The sequence below is a fragment of the Glycomyces endophyticus genome, from assembly GCF_039531525.1.
Taxonomy (GTDB): domain Bacteria; phylum Actinomycetota; class Actinomycetes; order Mycobacteriales; family Micromonosporaceae; genus Glycomyces; species Glycomyces endophyticus.
This window is the reverse complement of sequence record NZ_BAAAQF010000006.1, coordinates 196,989-218,597: the sequence shown is the minus strand read 5'-3', so window position 1 is coordinate 218,597 and position 21,609 is coordinate 196,989. Positions and strand designations below refer to the sequence as shown.

The 21,609-nt window shown below is 72.4% G+C and carries 22 protein-coding genes; 13 read left to right on the top strand and 9 right to left on the bottom strand.

Translation table 11 applies throughout. The annotated features are described in order from the left end of the window. Nucleotides 1-114 precede the first annotated feature (114 nt). Complete coding sequence (locus tag ABD419_RS11080) at nucleotides 115-1,491, top strand: glycine--tRNA ligase (protein ID WP_344485930.1); 1,377 nt, start codon at nucleotides 115-117, stop codon at nucleotides 1,489-1,491. On the opposite strand, the gene ABD419_RS11075 is transcribed toward ABD419_RS11080, so the two are convergent. Beyond that, the gene (locus ABD419_RS11075; protein WP_344485927.1) at nucleotides 1,492-2,391 is read right to left on the bottom strand and encodes a hypothetical protein; all 900 of its coding nucleotides are present in this window, start codon (nucleotides 2,389-2,391) and stop codon (nucleotides 1,492-1,494) included. A gap of 119 nt (nucleotides 2,392-2,510) precedes the next feature. Between ABD419_RS11075 and ABD419_RS11070 the strand changes: the two genes are divergently transcribed. Continuing rightward, nucleotides 2,511-3,668, top strand: coding sequence for a hypothetical protein (locus ABD419_RS11070; RefSeq protein ID WP_344485924.1), 1,158 nt, complete (start codon nucleotides 2,511-2,513; stop codon nucleotides 3,666-3,668). A 62-nt stretch (nucleotides 3,669-3,730) separates the two neighbouring features. Here ABD419_RS11070 and ABD419_RS11065 read toward each other — a convergent pair whose 3' ends face one another. From ABD419_RS11065 to rpmB, 4 genes are all read right to left on the bottom strand, one after another. Next, nucleotides 3,731-3,919 (bottom strand): hypothetical protein, encoded by a 189-nt coding sequence (locus tag ABD419_RS11065; RefSeq protein ID WP_344485921.1) that lies wholly within the window; start codon nucleotides 3,917-3,919, stop codon nucleotides 3,731-3,733. 197 nt (nucleotides 3,920-4,116) lie between these two features. Beyond that, nucleotides 4,117-4,422 (bottom strand): 30S ribosomal protein S14, encoded by a 306-nt coding sequence (gene rpsN, locus ABD419_RS11060; RefSeq protein WP_344485918.1) that lies wholly within the window; start codon nucleotides 4,420-4,422, stop codon nucleotides 4,117-4,119. Between the two features lie 40 nt (nucleotides 4,423-4,462). Then, complete coding sequence (gene rpmG, locus ABD419_RS11055) at nucleotides 4,463-4,633, bottom strand: 50S ribosomal protein L33 (protein WP_344485915.1); 171 nt, start codon at nucleotides 4,631-4,633, stop codon at nucleotides 4,463-4,465. 1 nt (nucleotide 4,634) lies between these two features. Then, the gene (rpmB, locus tag ABD419_RS11050; protein WP_344485912.1) at nucleotides 4,635-4,871 is read right to left on the bottom strand and encodes a 50S ribosomal protein L28; all 237 of its coding nucleotides are present in this window, start codon (nucleotides 4,869-4,871) and stop codon (nucleotides 4,635-4,637) included. A 62-nt stretch (nucleotides 4,872-4,933) separates the two neighbouring features. On the opposite strand from rpmB, the gene ABD419_RS11045 reads away from it, so the two are divergent. Further along, complete coding sequence (locus tag ABD419_RS11045) at nucleotides 4,934-6,184, top strand: CobW family GTP-binding protein (RefSeq protein WP_344485909.1); 1,251 nt, start codon at nucleotides 4,934-4,936, stop codon at nucleotides 6,182-6,184. 1 nt (nucleotide 6,185) lies between these two features. Next, a complete protein-coding gene (locus tag ABD419_RS11040) occupies nucleotides 6,186-6,437 on the top strand; it encodes a type B 50S ribosomal protein L31 (protein ID WP_344485906.1) in 252 nt (83 codons plus the stop codon). Between the two features lie 87 nt (nucleotides 6,438-6,524). On the opposite strand, the gene dusB is transcribed toward ABD419_RS11040, so the two are convergent. Further along, complete coding sequence (gene dusB, locus ABD419_RS11035) at nucleotides 6,525-7,688, bottom strand: tRNA dihydrouridine synthase DusB (protein ID WP_344485903.1); 1,164 nt, start codon at nucleotides 7,686-7,688, stop codon at nucleotides 6,525-6,527. 193 nt (nucleotides 7,689-7,881) lie between these two features. Next, nucleotides 7,882-10,494: a hypothetical protein gene (locus tag ABD419_RS11030; protein ID WP_344485900.1), complete on the bottom strand. Its 2,613-nt coding sequence runs from the start codon at nucleotides 10,492-10,494 to the stop codon at nucleotides 7,882-7,884. Between the two features lie 357 nt (nucleotides 10,495-10,851). Here ABD419_RS11030 and dnaG point away from each other — a divergent pair, with 357 nt between their 5' ends. The 3 genes from dnaG to ABD419_RS11015 all read left to right on the top strand — a co-directional run bounded on the left by dnaG (nucleotide 10,852) and on the right by ABD419_RS11015 (nucleotide 13,525). Beyond that, nucleotides 10,852-12,717, top strand: a complete 1,866-nt coding sequence (gene dnaG / locus ABD419_RS11025) for a DNA primase (RefSeq protein ID WP_344485897.1) — start codon at nucleotides 10,852-10,854, stop codon at nucleotides 12,715-12,717. Between the two features lie 122 nt (nucleotides 12,718-12,839). Then, nucleotides 12,840-13,106, top strand: coding sequence for a type II toxin-antitoxin system VapB family antitoxin (locus tag ABD419_RS11020; protein WP_344485894.1), 267 nt, complete (start codon nucleotides 12,840-12,842; stop codon nucleotides 13,104-13,106). Beyond that, nucleotides 13,106-13,525: a PIN domain nuclease gene (locus ABD419_RS11015; protein WP_344485891.1), complete on the top strand. Its 420-nt coding sequence runs from the start codon at nucleotides 13,106-13,108 to the stop codon at nucleotides 13,523-13,525. The genes ABD419_RS11020 and ABD419_RS11015 overlap by 1 nt, the downstream gene beginning before the upstream one ends. A gap of 57 nt (nucleotides 13,526-13,582) precedes the next feature. On the opposite strand, the gene ABD419_RS11010 is transcribed toward ABD419_RS11015, so the two are convergent. After that, the gene (locus tag ABD419_RS11010; RefSeq protein ID WP_344485888.1) at nucleotides 13,583-14,641 is read right to left on the bottom strand and encodes a fatty acid desaturase family protein; all 1,059 of its coding nucleotides are present in this window, start codon (nucleotides 14,639-14,641) and stop codon (nucleotides 13,583-13,585) included. Nucleotides 14,642-14,869: 228 nt separating this feature from the next. Here ABD419_RS11010 and ABD419_RS11005 point away from each other — a divergent pair, with 228 nt between their 5' ends. The 5 genes from ABD419_RS11005 (at nucleotide 14,870) to ABD419_RS10985 (ending at nucleotide 19,431) form a co-directional block, all read left to right on the top strand. Further along, the gene (locus tag ABD419_RS11005; RefSeq protein WP_344485885.1) at nucleotides 14,870-15,823 is read left to right on the top strand and encodes an ABC transporter ATP-binding protein; all 954 of its coding nucleotides are present in this window, start codon (nucleotides 14,870-14,872) and stop codon (nucleotides 15,821-15,823) included. Beyond that, nucleotides 15,820-16,638, top strand: a complete 819-nt coding sequence (locus ABD419_RS11000) for an ABC transporter permease (protein WP_344485882.1) — start codon at nucleotides 15,820-15,822, stop codon at nucleotides 16,636-16,638. The genes ABD419_RS11005 and ABD419_RS11000 overlap by 4 nt, the downstream gene beginning before the upstream one ends. 8 nt (nucleotides 16,639-16,646) lie before the next feature. Continuing rightward, nucleotides 16,647-17,444: an ABC transporter permease gene (locus ABD419_RS10995; RefSeq protein WP_344485879.1), complete on the top strand. Its 798-nt coding sequence runs from the start codon at nucleotides 16,647-16,649 to the stop codon at nucleotides 17,442-17,444. A 118-nt stretch (nucleotides 17,445-17,562) separates the two neighbouring features. Beyond that, a complete protein-coding gene (locus ABD419_RS10990) occupies nucleotides 17,563-18,459 on the top strand; it encodes a M23 family metallopeptidase (RefSeq protein ID WP_344485876.1) in 897 nt (298 codons plus the stop codon). Between the two features lie 102 nt (nucleotides 18,460-18,561). Further along, nucleotides 18,562-19,431 carry a ThuA domain-containing protein gene (locus ABD419_RS10985; protein ID WP_344485873.1) on the top strand — a complete coding sequence of 290 codons (870 nt, stop codon included), beginning with the start codon at nucleotides 18,562-18,564 and terminating at the stop codon, nucleotides 19,429-19,431. Nucleotides 19,432-19,628: 197 nt separating this feature from the next. Here the strand turns inward: ABD419_RS10985 and ABD419_RS10980 are convergent, their stop codons facing one another. Further along, complete coding sequence (locus ABD419_RS10980; RefSeq protein WP_344485870.1) at nucleotides 19,629-20,246, bottom strand: pyridoxamine 5'-phosphate oxidase family protein; 618 nt, start codon at nucleotides 20,244-20,246, stop codon at nucleotides 19,629-19,631. Nucleotides 20,247-20,294: 48 nt separating this feature from the next. Between ABD419_RS10980 and ABD419_RS10975 the strand changes: the two genes are divergently transcribed. Beyond that, nucleotides 20,295-21,605, top strand: a complete 1,311-nt coding sequence (locus ABD419_RS10975) for an aminotransferase class I/II-fold pyridoxal phosphate-dependent enzyme (RefSeq protein WP_344485867.1) — start codon at nucleotides 20,295-20,297, stop codon at nucleotides 21,603-21,605. Nucleotides 21,606-21,609 lie beyond the last annotated feature (4 nt).

Below are 21,609 nucleotides of genomic sequence, written 5' to 3'. Positions count from 1 at the left end.
TCGGCACCGGGTCGAAACCGGGTTGAACCGCCGCCGCCTGAGTGATCTGCTCAGAGGGTCGCAACAAATTATCCGCAGTCTCACCGACCGCCAGCCGGATCGAGAGGAATCATCGTGTCCCAGGACCGCACCGAAGCGCTCATCAGCCTGTCCAAACGCCGCGGCTTCGTCTTCCCCAGTTCGGAGATCTACGGAGGCACCCGCTCGGCGTGGGACTACGGCCCGCTCGGTGTGGAGCTGAAGGAGAACATCCGCCGCGAGTGGTGGAACGCGATGGTCCGCGAGCGCGACGACGTCGTCGGCCTCGACTCCGCCGTGGTCCTCAACCCCCAGGTGTGGGTCGCCAGCGGCCATCTGGAGGAGTTCACCGACCCGCTCACCGAGTGCCAGTCCTGCCACAAGCGCTTCCGCGCCGACCACCTCGTCGAGGCGTACCAGGAGAAGCACGACGGCGCCGAGCCCGAGGGCGGCCTCGCCGACCTCGCGTGCCCGCACTGCGGCGCCCGCGGCTCCTTCACCGAGCCGCGCATGTTCAACGGCATGATGAAGACCTTCCTCGGCGCGGTCGAGGACTCGGAGAACACGCACTACCTGCGCCCCGAGACCGCCCAGGGCATCTTCGTGAACTTCACGAACGTGATGACCGCCTCCCGCCGCAAGCCGCCGTTCGGCATCGCCCAGACCGGCAAGAGCTTCCGCAACGAGATCACGCCCGGGAACTTCATCTTCCGCACCCGCGAGTTCGAGCAGATGGAGATGGAGTTCTTCGTCGAGCCGGGCACCGACGAAGACTGGCACGAGTACTGGCTGACCGAGCGCTGGAACTGGTACACCGGGCTCGGCCTCTCCGAGGCCAACCTGCGCCGCTTCGAGCACCCGCAGGACAAGCTCTCGCACTACTCCAAGCGCACCGTCGACATCGAGTACCGCTTCAACTTCGCGGGCAGCGAGTTCGGCGAGCTCGAGGGCATCGCCAACCGCACCGACTTCGACCTGTCGACGCACTCGAAGCACTCGGGTGCCGACCTGTCCTACTTCGACCAGGCCAAGGGCGAGCGCTGGACCCCGTACGTCATCGAGCCCGCGGCGGGCCTGACCCGCTCGGTGCTGGCGTTCCTCCTGGAGGCCTACGACGTCGACGAGGCCCCGAACACCAAGGGCGGCGTCGACAAGCGCACCGTCCTGCGCTTCGACCCGCGCCTGGCGCCGGTCAAGGCCGCGGTGCTCCCGCTCAGCCGCAACGAGGACCTGTCGCCGAAGGCGAAGGACCTCGCCGCGCGCCTGCGCCGCCACTGGAACGTCGACTTCGACGACGCCGGCGCCATCGGCCGCCGCTACCGCCGCGCCGACGAGATCGGCACGCCCTACTGCATCACCGTCGACTTCGACACCCTCGAGGACCAGGCCGTGACGATCCGCGACCGCGACTCGATGAAGCAGGAGCGCGTCGCCCTCGACCAGGTCGAGCGGTACCTCCTCGAGCGGCTCTAGTCAGCCGCCGATCGTCCGGGGGCCGATCTCGATCCTGTCGAGGTCGGCCCCTTCGGGTATCCACGCCGCGTGCAGGTCGAGCTCCTGCACCGTCTCGCCCTCCAGCACCGTGCGCCAGCCCGCCGAGCCCAGCTCGAACGAGAACGGGTCCTCCCCTGCCGGCAGGCCGCCCAGCAGGACCCCCGCCGCGTCGCGGAACATCACCGCCAGCTGGATCTCGCGGGCGGTGTCGCTCACGACCCGGTAGTGCACCCGGTAGCCCTCGGGGCTCAGCAGCGGGTCGACCGACAGGACCTCCACCTCCGGCAGCGGCGGCACCGTCGTCCAGTCCCGGGCCTCCTCGGTGAGCTCCGCGGGGTCCGGCGCGAGGAACGACGGCTCCCGCGTCTCCAGGCCCAGGTCCGCCACGTCGGCCTCGAACATCGCGGACTTCAGCACGAACCCGAGCTCCACGGCCGTGTCGGCGGGGATCGCGTTGGGGTAGAAGCTCTCCAGGACGGCCGCGGGGCCGCCGTCGTCCCCCGCCAGGGTGACGTCGAGCGACCCGGGGCCGATGATCGGGGAGTCGAACGGGTTGTAGAGGACCGCGCCCAGGATCACCCGCTCGTCGCCGAGCTCGTCGGTCACCGTGCTGAACCCGTACTCGAGGATCTCGAACTCGACCTGCGGGCCGCTGGTGAAGTCGACCCAGTCCTGCACGCCCGTCGGCAGTTCGGAGACGTCCGCGAGGTCGTCGTGCGGGCGCGGCTGCCACTCCACCGACACCGCCAGGACCACGGCCGCGGCCGCGAGCGCCACCGCGAATGGCAGGCGCGGCAGCGGCTCGGCGCGGCGGGCGGCGCGCGCCGCGAACCGCCGGAGCCGCCCGGCTGCGGCGCTGATCCACCTGGTCGAGGGCATGAGGAGTCCCGTGTGAGAACGCTACACTGTGCTCACCACGGTAGCGGCGCCCCGCCCCGCCCGCACTCCGGGGTTCGGCAAGGGCCACAGGCACCGCGGGCGGTCCCAAGGGGGCGAACGTGTCCGGAGCGGCGACACCCGACCGCCGGGGCGAGGAGCACGCGATCGACCTCGGCGCCGTCGACGCGCCCGAGGACGAGTCCCCCGCACCGGCGGCCCCGCCGCGGAGGCGCCTGCGCTTCCCCAACGCCGCCATGGCCTTCGCCGCGGTCCTCCTCGTCCTCGCCGCCGGCGTCGTCGCGGTCGTGAAGTGGGCGCCGACGGGGAAGCTCAATGCCGAGGACGTCGTCAGGAACTACCTCGAGGCCGCGCGGGCGGGCGACATCGAAAGCGCCCTGTCGTTCACCGACCAGCCGCACGCCATCGGCGACTTCCTCGTCCCCGAGGCCCTCGACACCCGCTGGAGCGTCGTCGAGGTCGGCCAGATCCAGTACAACGACAGCGCCCGGGAGGGGCGCGTCATCTCCCAGGTGTACGCCGAGATCGAGGCGTTCGACGGCACCCGCATCGGGTTCCGGTACCTCGTGGGCATCGAGGACGGCCGGGCCGTCATCGAGAACGCGCTCACCGCGGGCGAGGCGTACCCGGCCTTCGACCACCTCGACGTCAACGGCGTGACCGCGCAGGTCGACGAGGCCCTGGGGATCACCAACATCATGCTGCTGCCGGGCGTGTACGAGTTCTACCCCGACCTGCCGTCCACGATGGAGCTCGAAACCGAGGGGTCGGTGCTCGCGCTGGGGAACCGGTACATCCGCCTCGGCGAGGACCGCGCCGACGAGTGGCTGCCGATCCCGTGGCCGACGGTCTCGGACGAGGGCGAGGCCCTCATCGACGCGACGCTGCGGGACTACCTCGACGCGTGCGTGCGCCAGCCGGACGCGGCGGGCTGCCCGTTCGGGTTCCCGCGCGACGACGCCCGGACCGTGGAGGCCGCCCCCGGGGCGTCGTGGGAGATCACCCTGTACCCCGAGGTCGGGGCCCAGTGGTGGGCGTACGAGCTGCTCCAGGGCTTCGTGCTGGTGACGACGGAGCCCGGCGAGGCGCGCATCGCGGTGGTCGTCACCGAGGACGGCGAGTCGCGCGAGACGGTGGTGAGCTGCCCGATCTGGGCCGACGGCCTCTTCGCGGACCTCGACTTCGCGGGCGGCGCCTCGATCGCGCGCGCCGACGGCACGACCATCGAGCGCTGCAACTCGCTCGTGGAGTTGGAGTGAGGCCCCGCCGCTCGGCTGGTGGGGCCCGGTGGAGCGGGGCGCGGCCGCGGGGCCGCGCCGGCTCAGTCGCTGTGGATGACGCAGTCGCAGTCGACCCACGCGGGGGCCGAGGCGCGGTCGGTGTGCGTGATGTAGTGGCCGCGGCTCTCCGACGCCCAGAGGGACGCGGGGCTGGCGGGCACATCGGCCTGGACCTCGGCGGGCAGGATCTCGGACGCCGCGGCCGGGGCGGTCTCCACTTGCTGGACCATTGCTCTTCTCGCTCCTTCGTCTCTTCATAGTCGAACGCAGAAACGGCTCGCATGGTTCCGGGCTTGAGAGCAGTCTCACAGCGTGTTCGCAAGGCCCACATTAGCGTCCCCCGGCGACGGGCATGTAACGCTTTCATGCCAATGGGCCGCCGGGGGTGCAGCTCACGGCCCTGAACTCAGCCGTTCGGATGAGCCTCCTACCAGGACGATTTCCGCACTCCGGGCAATTCGCCGCGGTGCGCCATCGCCCTGAGTCGGACACGCGACAGTTCGAACTTCCGGAACACGCCCCGCGGGCGGCCGTCGACCGCGCCCCGGTGCCGCAGCCGCACCGCCGCGGAGTCCCGCGGCAGCCGCTGGAGCGCCCGCACCGCCTCGGCGCGGGCCTCCGGCGCGGTCGCCGGGTGCGACACGAGCCGCTTCAGCTCCGCGCGCCGCTCCCGGTACCGCGCCACGAGGACCTCGCGCCGCCGCTGCCGGGCGATTGCCGACTTCTTTGCCATTACCGGTCCTCTCTCCTGTGCTCTCGGTTCCGGATCGCCACTAGCGCTCCTCCCTGAACTCGACGTGCCGCCGCGCGACCGGGTCGTACTTGCGCAGCACCATCCGGTCCGGGTCGTTCCTGCGGTGCTTCCTCGTGACGTACGTGTACCCCGTCCCGGCGGTCGACCGCAGCTTCACGACCGGCCTCGCATCCGTGCTCTTCGATGCCATCTCAGACCCGCTTCCCTTCCGTTCGCATCCGCGCCACGACGGCTTCCACGCCGTCTCGGTCGACGATCTTGATCCCCTTGGCCGACAGGCGGAGCCGCACGTAGCGGCCCTCGCTCGCCAGGAAGTACCGCTTCGTCTGGAGGTTCACGTTCCAGCGCCGGCGGGTCTTCTGCTTCGACCACGGCACGTTGTTGCCGAACCCGGGGCCCGCCCCGGTCACGTCGCATGTTCTGGGCACCTCGCCCTCCCTTCGATGGTTCAATTATAATGACAATCGTTTTCAATTAGATCGGAGGTCCCATGTCCCAGCTCGCCCAGCCCGGCGCCGCACCGCCGCAGGCCGACCTGCGCGCCGCGCTGACGCTCCTCACCGGCTTCGCCCCCGAGGCGACCCGCGCGGCCGCCGACCTGCTCGCCCGCGCCGACCCGGCCCTCCTCGTCGTCGAGTACGACCTCGCCGGCCTCGCCGCCGACGGGACCGTCCGCCGCACCGTCCGCGACGGCCGCGGCCCCGTCGAGGACGAGCGCACCGCCCTCGAGCACGGCTGCCTCTCCTGCACCGTCCGCGAGGACCTCCTCCCGGCCCTCGTGCGCCTCGCCCGCACCAGACCCGGCGACGACATCGCCCTCGTGCTCCCGCCCAACATGGAGCCCGGGACCGTCGCCGCCGCCTGCGCCTGGGCCGAGGTCGACGGCGCGCCCGTCGCCGACGCGCTCCGCATCGACTCCGTCGTCGCCGTCTGCGACCCCGCCAGCCTCCTCGACACCCTCGACTCCGACCAGGACCTCGCCGACCGCGGACTCCACGCCGCCGACGACGACGCCCGCTCCGTCGCCGACACCGCCGCCCGCCAGATCGAGTACGCCGACACCGTCCTCCTCTGGGCCCCCGGCGCCGACCCGGACTTCGAGCACGCCCGCCTCGCCGTCCTCCTCCAGCGCCTCAACCCGTGGGCCCGCCACCTCGTCGTCGACCTCGACGAACCCGGATGGCTCTCCCAGCGGCTGCGCCGCAGCGGCCGCTTCGACCCCGACGCGCCCGAGCCCCACGGCCGCGGCCTGGAGGGGCACGCCGTCGGCAGCCACGAGCCCGAACCCGACTGCGGGGTCGTCGCCGCCGTCTACCGCGCCCGCCGGCCCTTCCACCCCGCCCGCTTCCACCGGGCCCTCTCGGACGTCGCCGGCCGCACCCTGCGCGGGCGCGGCCACCTGTGGCTCGCCTCGCAGCCCGACGCGATCGTCGCCTGGGAGTCCGGCGGCGGCGGGGTCGCCATGGGCGAGCTCGGACGCTGGCTCGCGGCCACGCCCGACGCGGAGTGGGAGGACGCCGGCCCCGAGCGCCGGGTCTACGCCGACCTGCACTGGGACGCCGACTTCGGCGACCGCGAGATCCACCTCGCGTTCGTCGGGCTGCACTTCGCGGCCGACGAGCTCGCGGCCGTCCTCGACGGCTGCCTCCTCACCGACGAGGAGGCCGCCGCGGGTCCGCGCGCGTGGCGGGAATACGACGACCCGTTCGACGGTTGTTTCGACGGCAAGGAAGGGAACTGACATGAAGCAAGGCATCCACCCGAACTACGAGCCCGTGGTCTTCCGCGACCGCGGCGCCGACTTCGCCTTCCTCACGCGGTCCACGGCCACCTCGGCCGAGACCGTGGAGTGGGAGGACGGCCGGACCTACCCGGTCATCGACGTCCAGATCTCCTCGGCCTCGCACCCGTTCTGGACCGGCAAGAACCGCGTCCTGGACGACGAGGGCCGCGTCGCCAAGTTCTACAAGCGCTACGGCCAGAAAGGCAAGTAAGCGCCGAGGCCGCGGGGGACCGCGGCCCCGAGACCGCAGCAGGGGCCTCCCCGGCACCGGGAGGCCCCTGCTGTCGCGTCCGGGCGCTCAGCCGCCGGAGGAGTCGATCTCGGCCCCTTCGGGGACCGTGCGGTCGTCGCGGTCGTCGAGCCAGCCCTCGGGGAGCGAGACCTTGCCGGGGGAGTTGGTGCGCCCGCGCGGCTTCCCGATGGTCGACTCCGGGAACGGCGCGGCCGCGTCGAGCTTCCCGAGGAGGTCCTCCAGCTCGTTGAGCGACGCGACCATCGCGAGGGAGCGGCGCAGCTCGCCGCCGACCGGGAAACCCTTGAGGTACCAGGCGACGTGCTTGCGGAACTCGCGGCAGCCGTGCTCCTCGGCGGCGATGTTCCGGCGCGCCTCGTACGACTCGGCGCCCGCGATCCACTCCACGAGGAGCTGCGCGTGGCGCAGCATGACGTTCGCGACCTCGCCGAGTGACGGCATGAGGCGCGTCTCCCGGCCGCTGAAGGCCGCCTCCAGGTCCCCGAAGAGCCAGGGGCGGCCCAGGCACCCGCGGCCGACCACGACGCCGTCGCAGGCCGTCTCAGCGGCCATCCGCAGCGCGTCGTCGGCCTCCCACACGTCGCCGTTGCCGAGCACCGGCACGTCCAGGCGCTCCTTCAGCGCCGCGATGGCCTCCCAGTCGGCGGTCCCGGAGTACCGCTCGGCGGCGGTGCGGCCGTGGAGCGCGACCCACGCGACGCCCGCGTCCTGGGCGATCTCGCCCGCCTCCAGGTAGGTCAGGTGGTCGTCGTCGATGCCCTTGCGCATCTTCACCGTGACGGGGATGCCCCGCTCGGCGGCGGTGTCGACCGCCGCGGTGACGATGTCGCGGAACAGGCGCCGCTTCCACGGCAGGGCCGAGCCGCCGCCGCGCCGGGTGACCTTCGGCACCGGGCAGCCGAAGTTGAGGTCGACGTGGTCGGCGAGGTCCTCCTCGACGACCATCCGCACGGCCTTGCGCACGCCCTCGGGGTCGACGCCGTACAGCTGCAGGCTGCGGGTCTCCTCGTCCGGGTCGAACTCGATGAGCCGCATCGTCTTCGGGTTGCGCTCGGTGAGCGCGACGGTCGTGATCATCTCGCACACGTAGATCCCCGCGCCCTGCTCGCGGCAGAGCTTGCGGAACGGCAGGTTCGTGATCCCGGCCATCGGCGCCAGGACCACGGGCGGGGACACGGGCTTGCCCGCGAGCGAGAGCTGATTCGTCACCGGTCGATTATCCCAGCGCCCGCCGCGCCCGCCAACGCCCGAGGGCGTGACCGGTGACGCCGTCCTCTTTCGGGTGACAGCAGCGCTCGCGGGCCCGGTTCCTGTCGGACCCGCGAGCAATGCTGGCGGCTACGGTCCCCTTCTGGGTGGGTGGGGGCTTGGGATGGTCTACCACCTCAAGCCCTCAATAGCGCTATTCGAGGTCGACCGTCACCGAGGCGGCCCAGGGCTTGCCGGCGACGTCGTAGGCGCCGCCGTAGCTGAAGCCCTCCGCGCCGACGGTCGCGCCGCCGGGGATCGCGGCCTGGCCGTCGAGGTAGGCGTGGAGCTTCTGGCCCTCGAAGTCCGAGACCAGGACCACCGTCGCGCTCCCGGCGTAGCCCTTGACGTCGAGCGCGGGCGTCTCCGACGCGCACAGCGGGTCGGTCAGGCGCGAGTCCGCGAGCTCCTTGGCGACCTCGCCGCCCGCGACCCAGCTGATCGTGCCGGTGCCGCGGCTGGTGGCGATGAACTGCCCGCTCTGGGCGCCCACCACCAGGCAGGTCGGGTTCGCGCCGACCTCGGTCGCCGCGGTCTCCGCGAGCTCCCGGTCCAGTTCGTGCACGGTGCCGGCGCTCGTGGCGACGGCCGGTCCGGCCTCGGCGGCGGCCACGTCGGCGACCCCGCCGTCGAACCCGATCGCCTCGCCGGCGGCCGCGTCGAACGCGAGCGCCGCGCCGTCGTAGTACTGCGCCGCCAGGCCCTGGAGCGTGGAGGTGAGGTCGACGACCGCGACCTGGCTCGCGCTCAGGTCCCCGACGATCGCGTACCCGGAGCCTGCGACGGTATCGCGGTGCGCCCCGTCCTCGACCGTGCCGCGCTCCAGCGCGAGCGACCCCGAGGAGTCCGACCAGGCGTCGACCGAGGTCGGCGCGGTGAACGGGAGCGCGACGGTGCCGAGGACCTGCGCCGAGGCGAAGTGCCCCGGGTTCGGCAGGCCCGGATACGACTCCGACCAGCTCGACGAGTACGACCCGCTCTTGTCGCCCATGGCGATCACCACGAGCGAGCCGGCCTGCGACGCGGGGTTCCAGGTGGTCACGAGCGCGAGCTCGTTCCCGTCGGTGAGCGCGACGTCGGTGGGCACCTGGCCGTCCGGCAGGAGCAGGCAGGTGCCGCCCTGGGCGCCGCTGATGCCCGCGGTCGCGACGACTCCGGAGGAGAACGCGATCACCGAGTGGGCGCTGACCTCGGCGCTCTGCTCCGGCCGCGCGAGCGCGACCGGGCGGCCGAGCTCGACGCCGAGACCGGCGATGCACTCGGCCGTGGAGCCTTCGACGAGCTCCAGCTCGGGCGTGCCGTCCTCGGAGAAGCGGCCGCCCGCGCGGGGCGCGAGGCCGATGAGGTCGTCGGTGGTCTCGACGGCGGTGACGTGGTCGACGCCGCTCAGGGCCCCGTCGTCGGTCAGGTAGCCGAGCTGGCCCTGGACGCTGCGGTCGGCGTCGCCCAGCAGCGGCGCGGTGGCGAGGGCGTCGCCGCCCGCGGGGGCGACCTCCTCGGCGTCGGAGCCGCCGGAGGCGTCCCCGTATCGCCACGCGAACCACTCGGCGGTGCCGGCGGCGGCCGCGAGCTCGGCGTACCGCTCGGCGCTGAGCGCCTCGTCGGCGCCGGGGCTCTCACTCGAGGTGTCGTCGCCCGAGTCGTCGCCGGGCTGGTTCGGCTCGCTCGGCGGGGCCGCGCCCAGCATGAGCACGATGCCGATGATGAGGCCGAGCGTGATGAGGCCGCCGATGCCGTAGATCGCGTAGCGGACGCCGACGTGGGTCGGCGGCGAGACGCGGGTCGGCGGGGGCTCGGCCGGGGCGGCCTCGGGCGCGGCGGTCTCCTCGCTGCGCCGCTGCGCGGGCACGGTCTCGGTGACCGTCGCCTCTGCGGGCCGCTCGCCCAGGACCGGCGCGGCGTCGGCGGGGAACCGCTCGGCCGCGAACGCGCCTGCGGGCGGCTCGGAGAACGGCTGCGGCTGACCGGCTTGCGCCTCCTGGAACGCGCCCTGGGGCTGCTCCTGGCGGCCGCCCTGCGGCTGCTCGGGGAACGCGCCCTGCGGCTGCTGCTGCCCCGTGAACGTGCCCTGCGGGGCGGCGGGGAACGGGTCGGCCTGGTACTGCTGCTGCTCGGCCTGGTACGCCTCGCGGGCGGCCTGGGCCTCGGCGGCCAGCCGGTCGGCCTGGTACGGGTCGGACTGGTAGAGGTCCTGGCCGCCGGCGTCGCCGCGGTACTGGGACTGGCCGTAGACGTCGGCCTGGTACGGGTCGGCGCGCAGCTCGGGGAACTCGAGGCCCCCGCCCTGCGGCGACGGCTGCTGCTCGGGCGCGGCGAAGCCCGGCCCGGACGCGGGGGCGGCGTACGGGGCGGCGCTCGGGTCCGGCCGGAAGGCCTGCTCGGCCGGCGGGTCGGCGGGGCCGGGCTGGCCCGGCACCGGGCCGCCGGCGGGCCAGGGGGCGCCGCCCGCGGCGAGGCCCCAGCCGGTCTGGCCCTGCTGGTTCATCCAGTCCTGGCTCGACCGCGGCGGCCAGTCGGCCGACTCGCCCCACTCGCCTTGCGGCTGCGGGGCGTCCGGCGGCGCCGCGGGCGTCTCGAAGAGGGTCCCGCGCGTCTCGGCGGCGCGCGGCGGCTCAGTACCGCCGAGGTCGGCCGCCCACTCGTTCCGCCTGGCCTCGGGATCGAGGTCGTCGGAGGGCGCGGGCTCGCCGAACCGGTTCGGGCCCGCGGGCGGACGGGGATCGGACGACGCCTCGTCTTCCGGCGCTGCGGAAGGCAGGTGACCCACCCCGCGCGCGGTGATTCGGGGCGGATTGGTGGGTGTGGCCGCGGGTTCGCTGGTGGGAGGCCAGGAGGGCGGCTGCTCGGGCGATGGGTCCGGCATGATAGGCGACTCTAGCCGATCGGACCGCGCAACCGTGAGGCGTGGTCGGGAAAGATGTCCACGGGGTTCGTGGTACAGCGGGGCCTTCACCTCGGACTTCTTCCGCGCCAAGCGATCCCGCGCCGCCCGAAGGGGACGTGACCTACGACGCGGGCGTGTCGCGCCGTCGCCTCACAACCTGCCGCGTCCGCCGCCGGACTGTCGGACCCTGCGGGCACAATGGGAAGCGGCGCGAAGAGGTGACAGCAGAAAAGGGGCAGAGTGGCGGGGCGAATCCGGGACGCCGACATCCAGCTGGTGCGCGAGCGGGTGGACATCGCCGAGGTCATCGGCGAGCGCGTCACCCTGCGCAACGCGGGCGGCGGCAACCTCAAAGGCCTGTGCCCCTTCCACGACGAGCGCTCCCCGAGCTTCAACGTCACCCCCGCCCGCGGCGTCTACCACTGCTTCGGCTGCGGCGTCGGCGGCGACGCCATCACCTTCCTCACCGAGCTCGACGGCCTCACCTTCGTCGAGGCGGTCGAGCGCCTCGCCGGCAAGGCCGGCCTCAAGCTCACCTACGAGGACGTCGACGGCCGCCCCCAGCGCGGCCCCTCCGGCCAGCCCGGCCTCAAGCAGCGCCTCCTCGACGCCCACGCCGCGGCCGCCGAGTTCTACACCGGGAAGCTCCTCGCGCCCGAGGCCATGACGGCCCGCCGCTTCCTCGCCGACCGCGGCTTCGACCGCGTCGCCGCCGGGACCTTCGGCTGCGGCTACGCCCCCGACGCGTGGGACGCCCTCGCGAAGCACCTGCGCGCCAAGGGCTTCACCGCCGAGGAGCTCACCCAGGCCGGACTCGCCAAGCCCTCCCGCAGCGGCAGCCTCATCGACCGGTTCCGCCGCCGCCTCCTGTGGCCCATCCGCGACTCCTCCGGCTCGGTCATCGGCTTCGGCGCCCGCAAGCTCTTCGACGACGACCAGGGCCCCAAGTACCTGAACACCCCCGAGACGCCCCTGTACAAGAAGTCCCAGGTCCTCTACGGGATCGACCTGGCACGCAAGGACATCGCCAAGACCGGCCGGGTCGTCATCGTCGAGGGGTACACCGACGTCATGGCCTGCCACCTCGCGGGCGTCCCCATGGCCGTCGCCACCTGCGGCACCGCGTTCGGCGCCGAGCACATCCGGGTCCTGCGCCGGTTCCTGTTCGACTCCGAGTCCGCCGACGGGCGCATCATCTTCACCTTCGACGGCGACGAGGCCGGCCAGCGCGCCGCCCTCAAGGCCTTCGACGAGGAGCAGCGCTTCGTCTCCCAGACCTACATCGCCGTCACCCCCGGCGGCCAGGACCCGTGCGAGCTGCGCCAGAGCGCCGGCGACGCCGCCGTCCGCGAGCTCATCGAGCGCCACACCCCGCTCGTGCAGTTCGCGCTCGAACGGGCCATCGCCAAGCACGACCTCGACACCGCCGAGGGCCGCCTCCACGCCACCCGCGCCGTCGCGCCGCTCCTCGCCCGCGTCAAGGACCGCGGCCTCGTCGAGGAGTACCTCGGCGTCTACGCCGGCCGCCTCGGCAAGGACAAGGCCGAGCTCCGCCGCGCCGTCCAGGGCGCCGCCGCCGGCCAGGCCCCCGCCGAGGCCCCGGCGCAGCCGCGCCGCGAGGCCCGCGCCGACTCCATGCAGCTCCGCGCCCAGCGCGAGGTCCTCAAGGTCGCCCTCCAGCAGCCCCAGGTCGCCGGCCCCTACTTCGACGCCGTCGACGCCGCCCCCTACACCGACCCGAACTACCGCGCCGTCCGCGAGGCCGTCGCCGGCTCCGGCGGCGCCGCCCGCGCCGCGGCCGGCCCCAACTGGATCGCCGCGGTCCAGGCCGCGTGCGCCGAGATCGCCGCCGGCGCCCTCGTCAGCGAACTCGCCGTCGAGGAGCTCCGCCTCGCGGGCGAGCCCGACGCCCTCTACGTGCGCACCATCCTCGCGCGCATCCAGCGCCCCGTCGTCGAAGCCGAGGTCGCCGACCTCAAGCGCCGCCTCCAGCGCATCAACCCCAGCACCGACAAGGACCAGTACATGACCCTCTTCGGCCAGCTCATGGGCCTGGAGCAGCACGTGCGGTCCCTCCGCGACCAGGCCGCCAACGCCTTCGAGTGAGTCCCGGCGGGACGCCCCGCGTCGAACGTCGGACCGGCCCGGTCGACGGACCCCGACCATCTGATGCACTCCGCGCCGTGTTCTGGTGCAGTTTTCCGGCCGGTCTGGTGCATCATTGGAGGATGACGAGATTCTCAGTGGAAGTGGACGACGCGGTCATGGCGGAGGCCCAGCGCGAACTCGGGACCCGGTCCAAGGTCGCGACGGTGAACGAGGCGCTGCGCCTCGCGGCGGAGCGCAGCAGGGTCCGGGAGGCGATCGCCGCACTCGACGCGGTCGAGCTCGACCTCGCCGGGAGCGAGCGGTCGTTCCGCTTCAACGGCGGCCGCGACCTCGACCGCCTCGCGGAACGGGCCAGGCTGGAGGCCGCCGAGGCCGAGGACTCCTGATGGCGGCCGAGATCTACATGCTCGACACCTCCGCGTGGGTGCACCGGATCCTCGACGAGTCCGTCCGCCGAAGGGTCGACGACCTCTGGCTCGCGGGCCGCGTCGCCACCTGCCAGATGGTGGTCGCGGAAGTCCTCAACAACGCCAACGACACGCGCTCCTACAAGTCCCTCCAGGGGTCGCTCATCGCCGCCAGGTGGATGCCGGTCACCGAGGCCTCCATGGACCGGGCGCTGGAAGTCCACGCCGCGCTCGCCGATCGCGGCGAGCACCGGCACTTCTCGCTGCCGGACCTCTTCATCGCCGCGACCGCCGAGCTCGGCGGCGCCACCGTGCTCCACTACGACTCCGACTACGAGCGGATCGCGGCCGTGACCGGGCAGCCGACCGCATGGGTGGCGCCGCGCGGCAGCCTCTGACCTCCGGACGGCGAGAAGGCCGCCCCCCTCGCGGGGAGCGGCCTCGAAGCTGCGGGTCTAGTGCGCCTCGGCGGGCTGCGGGTTGCGCAGCGGCTCGCCGTGGGCGTGGAGTTCGCCGAGGGCCTCGCGCCAGGACTGGATCAGGCCCGTCGCGTGGTAGGGGATGCCCTTCTCGTCGCAGAACTGCTCGACGATCGGCTGCGCGTACTTCAGGTGCACCGACGGCATCGCCGGGAACAGGTGGTGCTCGATCTGGTAGTTCAGGCCGCCGAGCGCGAAGTCGGTGAACCAGCCGCCCTTGACGTTCCGCGAGGTCAGGACCTGCTTGCGGAGGAAGTCCAGCTCGGTCTCGCCGACGAACGTCGGCATGCCCTTGTGGTTCGGCGCGAAGACCGAGCCCATGTACACGCCCCACGCGGCCTTGTGCACCAGGATGAACACCACGGCCTTGCCGGGGGAGAGCACGAGGAACACGGCCGAGAGGTACGCGGCCCAGTGGACGGCCAGGAACAGGGCCTCCATGCCGCGGTTCTTCAGACCGGGCTTCAGGACCGACTTGATGCCCGACCAGTTCAGGTTCAGGCCCTCGAGCGTGAGGATCGGGAAGAACAGCTCGGCCTGGTACTTGCCGAAGAACCGGTCGATGCCCTGCGCGATGCGCGCCTGGCGCTTCGACCACACGAACAGCTGGCCGCCCATGACGTCCGGGTCGAGCTCCTCGTGGTTCGGGTTCGCGTGGTGGCGGTTGTGCTTGTCGTTCCACCAGCCGTAGCCCATGCCGTTGGCGAGGTTGCCGGTGAACCAGCCGATGCGCTCGGAGGTGGAGCGGCTGCGGATGACCTGGCGGTGCGCGAGGTCGTGGCCGAGGAACGCGACCTGGGCGCTGACGATCGCGAGGAACACCGCGGTCAGCAGCTGCCACCAGGTGTTGCCGAGCATGGCGAAGGCGACCCAGCCGCCGATGAACACCGCACCGGTGAGGGCGAAGCGGATCACGTAGTACCCGGGGCGCCGCCGCATCAGCCCGGCCGCGTTGATGCGGCGGGAGAGCTGGGCGAAGTCGCTGCCGGTCCGCTCCGCTGCGGGAGCCTCGGGGGCGGGCAGTGTCATCGTCATGTGAGCTTCCGATCTGTCGTGCTCGTTCTCGACCCCTCAAGCCTCCCGGTTGCGCGCCCGCAAGTCGCTACCGCTGACCCGTCAATAGGGGTAGTGCTTGCCCTACCTTTCCCAGGCCGCTCCCAGGAACGGCCACCGCAGCGTAAGGGACGGGACCGCATCGCGTAAGGACCGTGACTCCGAGTAAGGAGTGGAGCCCTGTCGTATGAGGCATCTAGGCTCGACGGTATGCCTGATGTCAACGAGATCCTGGTCAGCGCGGTCGACCTGCGCAAGAGCTACGGCGACCACGAAGCCGTGCGCGGAGTCGACTTCGCGATCGAGCGCGGCGAGGCCTTCGGGTTCCTCGGCGCGAACGGGGCCGGGAAGTCCACCACCATGCGGATGATCGGCTGCGTGTCCCAGCCCACCGGCGGCACCCTGGAGGTCTTCGGCCGCGACCCCCACACCCAGGGCGCCGAGATCCGGGCCCGCCTCGGCGTCGTCCCGCAGGACAACACCCTCGACGACATGCTCACCGTGTTCGAGAACCTCGTCGTCTACGCCGGCTACTTCGGCATCAAGAAGAAGGCCGCCCGCGCCAAGGCCGCCGAGCTCCTCGACTTCGTCCAGCTCACCGCCCGCGCCAAGGACCAGGTCTCCGACCTCTCCGGCGGCATGCAGCGGCGCCTCGCCATCGCCCGCTCCCTCATCAACGACCCCGAGCTGGTCATCCTCGACGAGCCCACCACCGGCCTCGACCCGCAGGCCCGCCACCTCGTCTGGGAGCGCCTCTTCCAGCTCAAGCACCGCGGCGTCTCGATCCTCCTCACCACCCACTACATGGACGAGGCCGAGCAGCTGTGCGACCGCCTCGTCGTCATGGACGAGGGCCGCATCATCGCCTCCGGCTCCCCCCGCGAGCTCATCGACACCCACGTCACCAAGGAGGTCGTCGAACTCCGCTTCGGGACCGCCCACACCGCCGAGCTCGCCGCGCTGGCCCACACCCTCGACGGCGTCGGCGCGCAGATCGAGCCGCTGCCCGACAAGATCCTCGTCTACACCGACGACGCCGACGACACGAACGCCGCGCTCGAGGCCCGCGACGTCCACCCGACCTCGGTCCTGGCCCGCCGCGCCACCCTCGAAGACGTCTTCCTGCGCCTGACCGGCCGCGCCCTGGTGGAGGACGAGGCGTGACCACCGCGACCCAGGCCGCGGTCGCCGACCGCGCCGCCCCCACCGCGCTCTCCGGCGCCTGGCGGGCCTTCACCCTCCAGCTCGCCCTGTTCCGGCACGTCTGGCACGGCACCGTCTTCACCTCGGTGCTCCTGCCGATCCTGTACATGGTCTCGATCGGCATCGGCGTCGGCGCCTACATCGACTCGGCCTCCGTCGGCGGCCTCACCTACGCCGAGTTCATCGCCCCCGGCCTCATCTGCTCCGTCGCGGTCATGATGCTCGGCAACGACATGGTCTTCCCCGTCTTCGGCGGCTACGCCGACTGGGGCGGCGGCTACCTCGCCCAGCGCGCCACCCCGCTGCGCCCGGTCGACATCCTCAACGGCCACCTCGCGTACGCGGTCCTGTTCCGGCCCTTCACGAACTGCACGATCGTCGCGGTCGTCCTCGCCTGCTTCGGCGTCTTCGCCTCCTGGTGGGCGGTGTTCGCGGTGATCGCCGCCGCGCTCGTGTCGGCCGCGATGGCGCCCTGGCTGCACTGCTGGGCCTCCAGCATCAAGAACGACTCGAACCTGAACATGATCTTCCGGTTCGCCGTCATGCCGATCTCGCTGTTCTCGGGCGTGTTCTTCCCCGCGAGCGAGATGCCGGGCTTCCTCCAGCCGCTGGTGTGGGCCTCGCCGCTGTGGCACGGCACGGAGCTCGCGCGGGCCGCCACCGCCGACGTCCCCTCCGCCCTGCCGCCCTACGTCCACATCGCCTACCTGGCGCTGCTCGCCGTGACCGGGTGGTTCGCCGCCCGCCGCGTCATCGAGCGCCGCCTGAACTTCTAGGAGCCCGCGTGTCCGTCATCGCCTACGGCGCCGCCCGCGCCGGCCTCCGCAACTCCGGGGCCCTGCTCAACCGCAACTGGATCGCCATGCGCCGGGCCTGGATCCTCATCCTGTCCGGCGCCGTCGAGTCCCTGCTGTTCCTGTTCGCCTTCGGGTTCGGCGTCGGCGCCCTCGTCGGGGACATCACGCTCCCCGACGGGACCACCGTCTCCTACACCGCGTACGTGGCGCCCGCGATCCTCGCGAACGCCGCCATGATGGGCGTCCTCGCCGAGACCTCCATCAACGTGTTCGCCAAGTTCAAGTGGATGAAGGTCTACGACGGCATCCTCAACACCCCCCTGAAGCCGACGGACGTCGCGCTCGGCGAGGTGTGGTGGGCGCTCATCCGCGGCTTCACCTACATCGGCGCGTTCGTGGTCGTCATGGGGCTCTTCGGACTCCTCGACTCCTGGTGGGCGCTGCTGGCGGTCCCCGCGTGCGTGTTCATCGCGCTCGCGTTCGCCGGGATCGGCCTCACCCTCGCCACGCTGTTCCGCGACTGGACCGACTTCGACTGGATGAACGCCGTCGTCTTCGCGATGTTCCTGTTCGGCGGGACCTTCACCCCGGTGGAGGCGTATCCGGCGTTCGCGCAGCCGATCGTGTACGTCATGCCGCTCTACCACGGCATCGAGCTCGTCCGCGGCATCAGCCTGGGCCACCTCGGCCCGATGATGCTGGTGCACATCGCGTACCTCCTGGCGCTGGCGGTCGGCGGGATGTGGATCGCGCAGCGCCGACTGGCACGGGCCTTGTATAAGTAGCAGCGGTCAAGCAGCAGGCCGCGCCCCCGCCTCGGCAGGGGCGCGGCTGCTTGCATGTAAGAAAGTTTTCTTCAAATGTGACCTTCACAACGGAGTGAAATTTCGGTACGTTCCCCTTATGAGACACCGCAACCGACGAATCGCACTCCTCGTCGCGGCACTCCTCACCGCGGCCGCGGCGGCCTTCGCCCCGACCCTGGTCTCGAACGCCGACGACTTCACGGCACAGGCCGTCTCCCACAAGAGCCCGTTCAACTGCAACAAGACGTTCTACGCGAACAACTGGATCGGCACCCCGGCGCACAACCCCGCCAAGTCGATCGACTGGCAGACCTACGGGTCCGACGCGATCAGCGGCGAGACCGTCCGCGCCACCGCGGCCGGCACCGCCTACTTCTACAACGAGGGCTCCACGAGCTACGGCCGCTGGGTCAAGATCGTCCACGCCGACGGCACCAGCACCCGCTACGCCCACCTCGCCACCCAGGTGAAGGCCCCCGGCTCGAGCATGTCCGTCTCGCAGGGCACCGTCATCGGCACCGTCGGGTCGACCGGCGGCTCCAGCGCCCCCCACCTCCACTACGAGCAGCGCAACGCCAGCGGCACGGTCGTCAGCCCGGTCGTCGAGGGCGTCTCGGTCCCGCAGGGCACCAAGAAGGCCATCACCTCCACGAACGCGTGCTCCGGGAGCAACCCGTACACGCCCGGCGAGGTCTGCGGCTCCGGCTACTCCCAGATCAACCAGCACGCGCTCGGCACCGTCGGCGCGATCTTCCTGATGTACAACAGCTCCAACGGCTACAACTGCGTGGTCACGCTGAAGTACACCAGCGTCGGCACCGCCAGCGCGGTCTCCGCCACCCTCCAGGCCGAGGGCGGCACCCAGGCCAAGGACTCCGGGAACTTCGCGTACTACGCGGGCCCGGTGAAGAAGTCCGCACCGAACACCTGCGTCAAGTGGGGCGGCTCGGTCGGCTCCACCACGTGGACGAGCGGCTGGAGCCACTGCGGCTGACACGCGGCCCCGGCGGGGCCCGCGGTGCCGGACGGTCGGCACTGCGGGCCCCGCCGCCGTGCCAGCTGGACGGCCCGCAGGCCCCGCCGCTATGGTGAGCGCGTGAGAACCCTCCTGCGACTGTGCATCATCGTCGCGTTGGCCTGCGCGCCCGCCTTCGCCCCTTCGGCGGCGCTCGCCGCCGGCGGCCCCCGGGTCCTGGTGCTGACGACCGGGAACGAGGCCGAGGACGTGGCCGGCTTCGCGATCGAGCGGCTCCAGATGGAGGCCCGCCGCTGGAACTTCACCCTCGTCGAGGGCGAGCCCGCGGACCTCGAGGACCTCGACGACGTCGACGTCGTCATGTTCCTCAACACCGGCGCCGACCTCCTCGACGAGGCCCAGCAGGCCTCCCTGCACTCCTTCATCACCCGCGGCGGCGGCTTCGTCGCCACCAACGCCGCGGCCGCGAGCGAGCCCGGCTGGGCCTTCTACCAGGAGATGCTGGGCGCCACCGCGCTCACGCCGCCGGTGGAGCCGGCCTCCGAGCAGGAGGTCGCCTTCAACGCGGGCTCCCCGATCACCGACGGCCTCGACGAGGACCTCAAGGTGACCGAGCGCTGGTACTACTTCGATCCCGAACCGGCGCAGCCGGACTCGACGATCCTCGCGCAGCTCGGCTCCGGCGACCCGGTGGCGTGGAACTCGGAGAGGTACAACGTCTTCTACGCCTCCCCGGGCGGCGCGGGCAAGACCTGGGGCGACCGCGACTTCCTCCAGCTGATCCGCCAGGGGATCTGGTGGGCCGCAGGCGAGGAGGGGGTGCTGCTCCAGAACTCCGACGACGCGGCCCCCGAGTGGCCCTACACGTGGACGTTCGCGCTGTTCGTCGTCGCGGTCGCGGGCGGCGGCTCGATCGCCGTGTGGCGCCTGGACAAGGACGAGGCGCGGCGCGAGTCCGAGGAGCGGGAGCCGGCCAGGGCCGGAGTCTGAGCGAGGCGGAGGAAGCGGGCGGACCCCATGGCCCGCCCTTCCTGCGTCAGCGGCGCGGCCGCCCGCGCCGGAGACGGCGCCGGACCGGGCTCCGAGCCGGAAGTTCCCACGACCCGCTCACACCCTCGGAGCACCCATACGGCCACGGGGGCGGAGCCGGTCCGGCGCCGCGCGGAACGGAGTCTACCTCCGCCCGGTCACAGCCGCCCCGTGACGAGCGTGCGCACGTTCGCGACGCCGTTCTCGAAGGGCAGGTCCTCGTCGTCGGGCTCCTCGACGGGGCCGCCCGCGCGCTGCTTGATCGAGACCTCCTGGAGCGGGATCGCGAGCAGCGCGGACATCGCGTTCTCCTTGGGGCTCGCCTCGCGGGACCGGTCGGAGCGGCCCTCGGCGAAGCGGTCGATGAGGGCCTTGAAGACGTTCCAGCGCTCGTCGGCGTCCTCGACCAGGCGCGCGTTCGCGTGGACGACCACGCTGCGGTAGTTCATGGAGTGGTGGAACCAGCTCTTGGCGAAGACGAGGCCGTCGACCACGGTCGCGGTGACGCTGACCGGGAAGCCCTCGCGCCCGCCCAGGCCCATGCTGCTGCCGGTCGAGCCGTGCAGGTACAGCGTGTCGCCTACGCGCACATGGAAGGTGGGGAGGACGCGGGGCGCGCCGTCGGGGCCGACGAAGGCGAGGTCGACGAACAGCGCCTCGTCGAGGACCCGGTAGGACTCGGCCCGCTCGTAGGTGACCCGCTCGCGCGAGCGCTTCGGGGTGGTGCGCTCGGTCTGCTCGAACCGGCCGCTGTAGGGGCATTCGAGGGTGGACATCGAGGGGGGCTCCTGACTGATATTATGTACTGATACAATGATTCAGTTATGTCGGTACAGTATCAGATCACCGGGTCCGCGGCAACCGAGATCGCCGCCAGCGTCGAGTCCGGCGTGCGCTCCGGACACCTCGCCCCCGGCCGCACCCTGCCCCCCGTCCGCCGGCTCGCCGCCGAACTCGGCGTCGCCCCCGGCACCGTCGCCTCCGCCTACCGGCGGCTGCGCGAGCGCGGCGTCGTCGAGACCGGCGGCCGCGCCGGCACCTTCGTGCGCCAGCGCTCCGCGTTCACGCCCACCGGGACGCTCACCGTCCCCGCCGGCGTCCACGACCTCGTCTCCGGCGAGCCCGACACCGCGCTCCTGCCCGACCTCGGCTCCCTCAAACCGCACGTCGAGATCCCCCCGGGCAACTACCGCGACGGCGGGCCCTGCCCCGACCTCCTCGACCTCGCCCGCGACCGGTTCGCCGCCGACGGCGTCCACGGCGAACTCACCGTCACCTCCGGCGCCCTCGACGCCTTCGAGCGCGGCCTCGCCGCCCGCCTCGAACCCGGCGACACCGTCGCCGTCGAGGAGCCCACCTGGGCCAACGGCCGCGACCTGCTCCTGTCGGCCGGGTACCAGGTCGCGCCGGTCGCGATCGACGGCGACGGCCCCGTCGCCGCCGAGCTCGACGCGGTCCTCGCCTCGGGCGCCCGCGCGTTCATCCTCACCTCGCGGGGCCAGAACCCCACGGGCGCGGCGGTGTCGGCCGAGCGCGCCGCGGCCCTGCGCGCCGTGATCGCCGCGCACCCGGGCGTCTTCGTCGTCGAGGACGACCACTGGGCCGAGCTCTCGCGGACCCCGCTCCACTTCGTCGCCGACGCCGCCGAGCACTGGATGTTCGTCCGCTCGGTCTCCAAGCCGTACGGCCCCGACCTGCGCACCGCCCTCGTCGCCGCCGACCCCGACACCAAGGCCCGGGTCCAGGGCCGCATGGCCCTCGGCCACGGCTGGGTCTCGCGCATCCTCCAGCACTTCGTGATCGCCGCCTGGACCGACGACGACGTCGCCGCGGCCGTCCGGCACGCCGGAGCCGTCTACGCCGAACGCCAAGCGGCCCTTCGGGAGGCGCTCGCGGCGCGCGGCATCGACGTGTGGGGCCGCTCGGGCCTGAACCTGTGGGTGCCCGTCGCCGACGAGACCGCCGCCGTCGTCTCCCTGCGCGACAGCGGCTACGCCGTGGCCCCCGGGCGCGGCTTCTCCTTCCGCGGCGCCCAGGCGATCCGCGTGAGCACCGCCCGCCTCGACCCCGCGCACGCCCCCGCGGTCGCCGAGGCGATCGCGTACGCCTCCGGACCGGCGGCGCCGCCGGTCTGAGCCG

Excerpts from the sequence above, each read along its gene's own strand:
- ABD419_RS11075 (WP_344485927.1), bottom strand. The coding sequence starts at position 2,391 with ATGCCCTCGACCAGGTGGATCAGCGCCGCAGCCGGGCGGCTCCGGCGG.
- ABD419_RS11065 (WP_344485921.1), bottom strand. The coding sequence starts at position 3,919 with ATGGTCCAGCAAGTGGAGACCGCCCCGGCCGCGGCGTCCGAGATCCTG.
- rpsN (WP_344485918.1), bottom strand. The coding sequence starts at position 4,422 with ATGGCAAAGAAGTCGGCAATCGCCCGGCAGCGGCGGCGCGAGGTCCTC.
- rpmG (WP_344485915.1), bottom strand. The coding sequence starts at position 4,633 with ATGGCATCGAAGAGCACGGATGCGAGGCCGGTCGTGAAGCTGCGGTCG.
- ABD419_RS11045 (WP_344485909.1), top strand. The coding sequence starts at position 4,934 with ATGTCCCAGCTCGCCCAGCCCGGCGCCGCACCGCCGCAGGCCGACCTG.
- ABD419_RS11040 (WP_344485906.1), top strand. The coding sequence starts at position 6,186 with ATGAAGCAAGGCATCCACCCGAACTACGAGCCCGTGGTCTTCCGCGAC.
- ABD419_RS11020 (WP_344485894.1), top strand. The coding sequence starts at position 12,840 with ATGACGAGATTCTCAGTGGAAGTGGACGACGCGGTCATGGCGGAGGCC.
- ABD419_RS11015 (WP_344485891.1), top strand. The coding sequence starts at position 13,106 with ATGGCGGCCGAGATCTACATGCTCGACACCTCCGCGTGGGTGCACCGG.
- ABD419_RS11010 (WP_344485888.1), bottom strand. The coding sequence starts at position 14,641 with ATGACGATGACACTGCCCGCCCCCGAGGCTCCCGCAGCGGAGCGGACC.
- ABD419_RS11005 (WP_344485885.1), top strand. The coding sequence starts at position 14,870 with ATGCCTGATGTCAACGAGATCCTGGTCAGCGCGGTCGACCTGCGCAAG.
- ABD419_RS10990 (WP_344485876.1), top strand. The coding sequence starts at position 17,563 with ATGAGACACCGCAACCGACGAATCGCACTCCTCGTCGCGGCACTCCTC.
- ABD419_RS10980 (WP_344485870.1), bottom strand. The coding sequence starts at position 20,246 with ATGTCCACCCTCGAATGCCCCTACAGCGGCCGGTTCGAGCAGACCGAG.
- ABD419_RS10975 (WP_344485867.1), top strand. The coding sequence starts at position 20,295 with ATGTCGGTACAGTATCAGATCACCGGGTCCGCGGCAACCGAGATCGCC.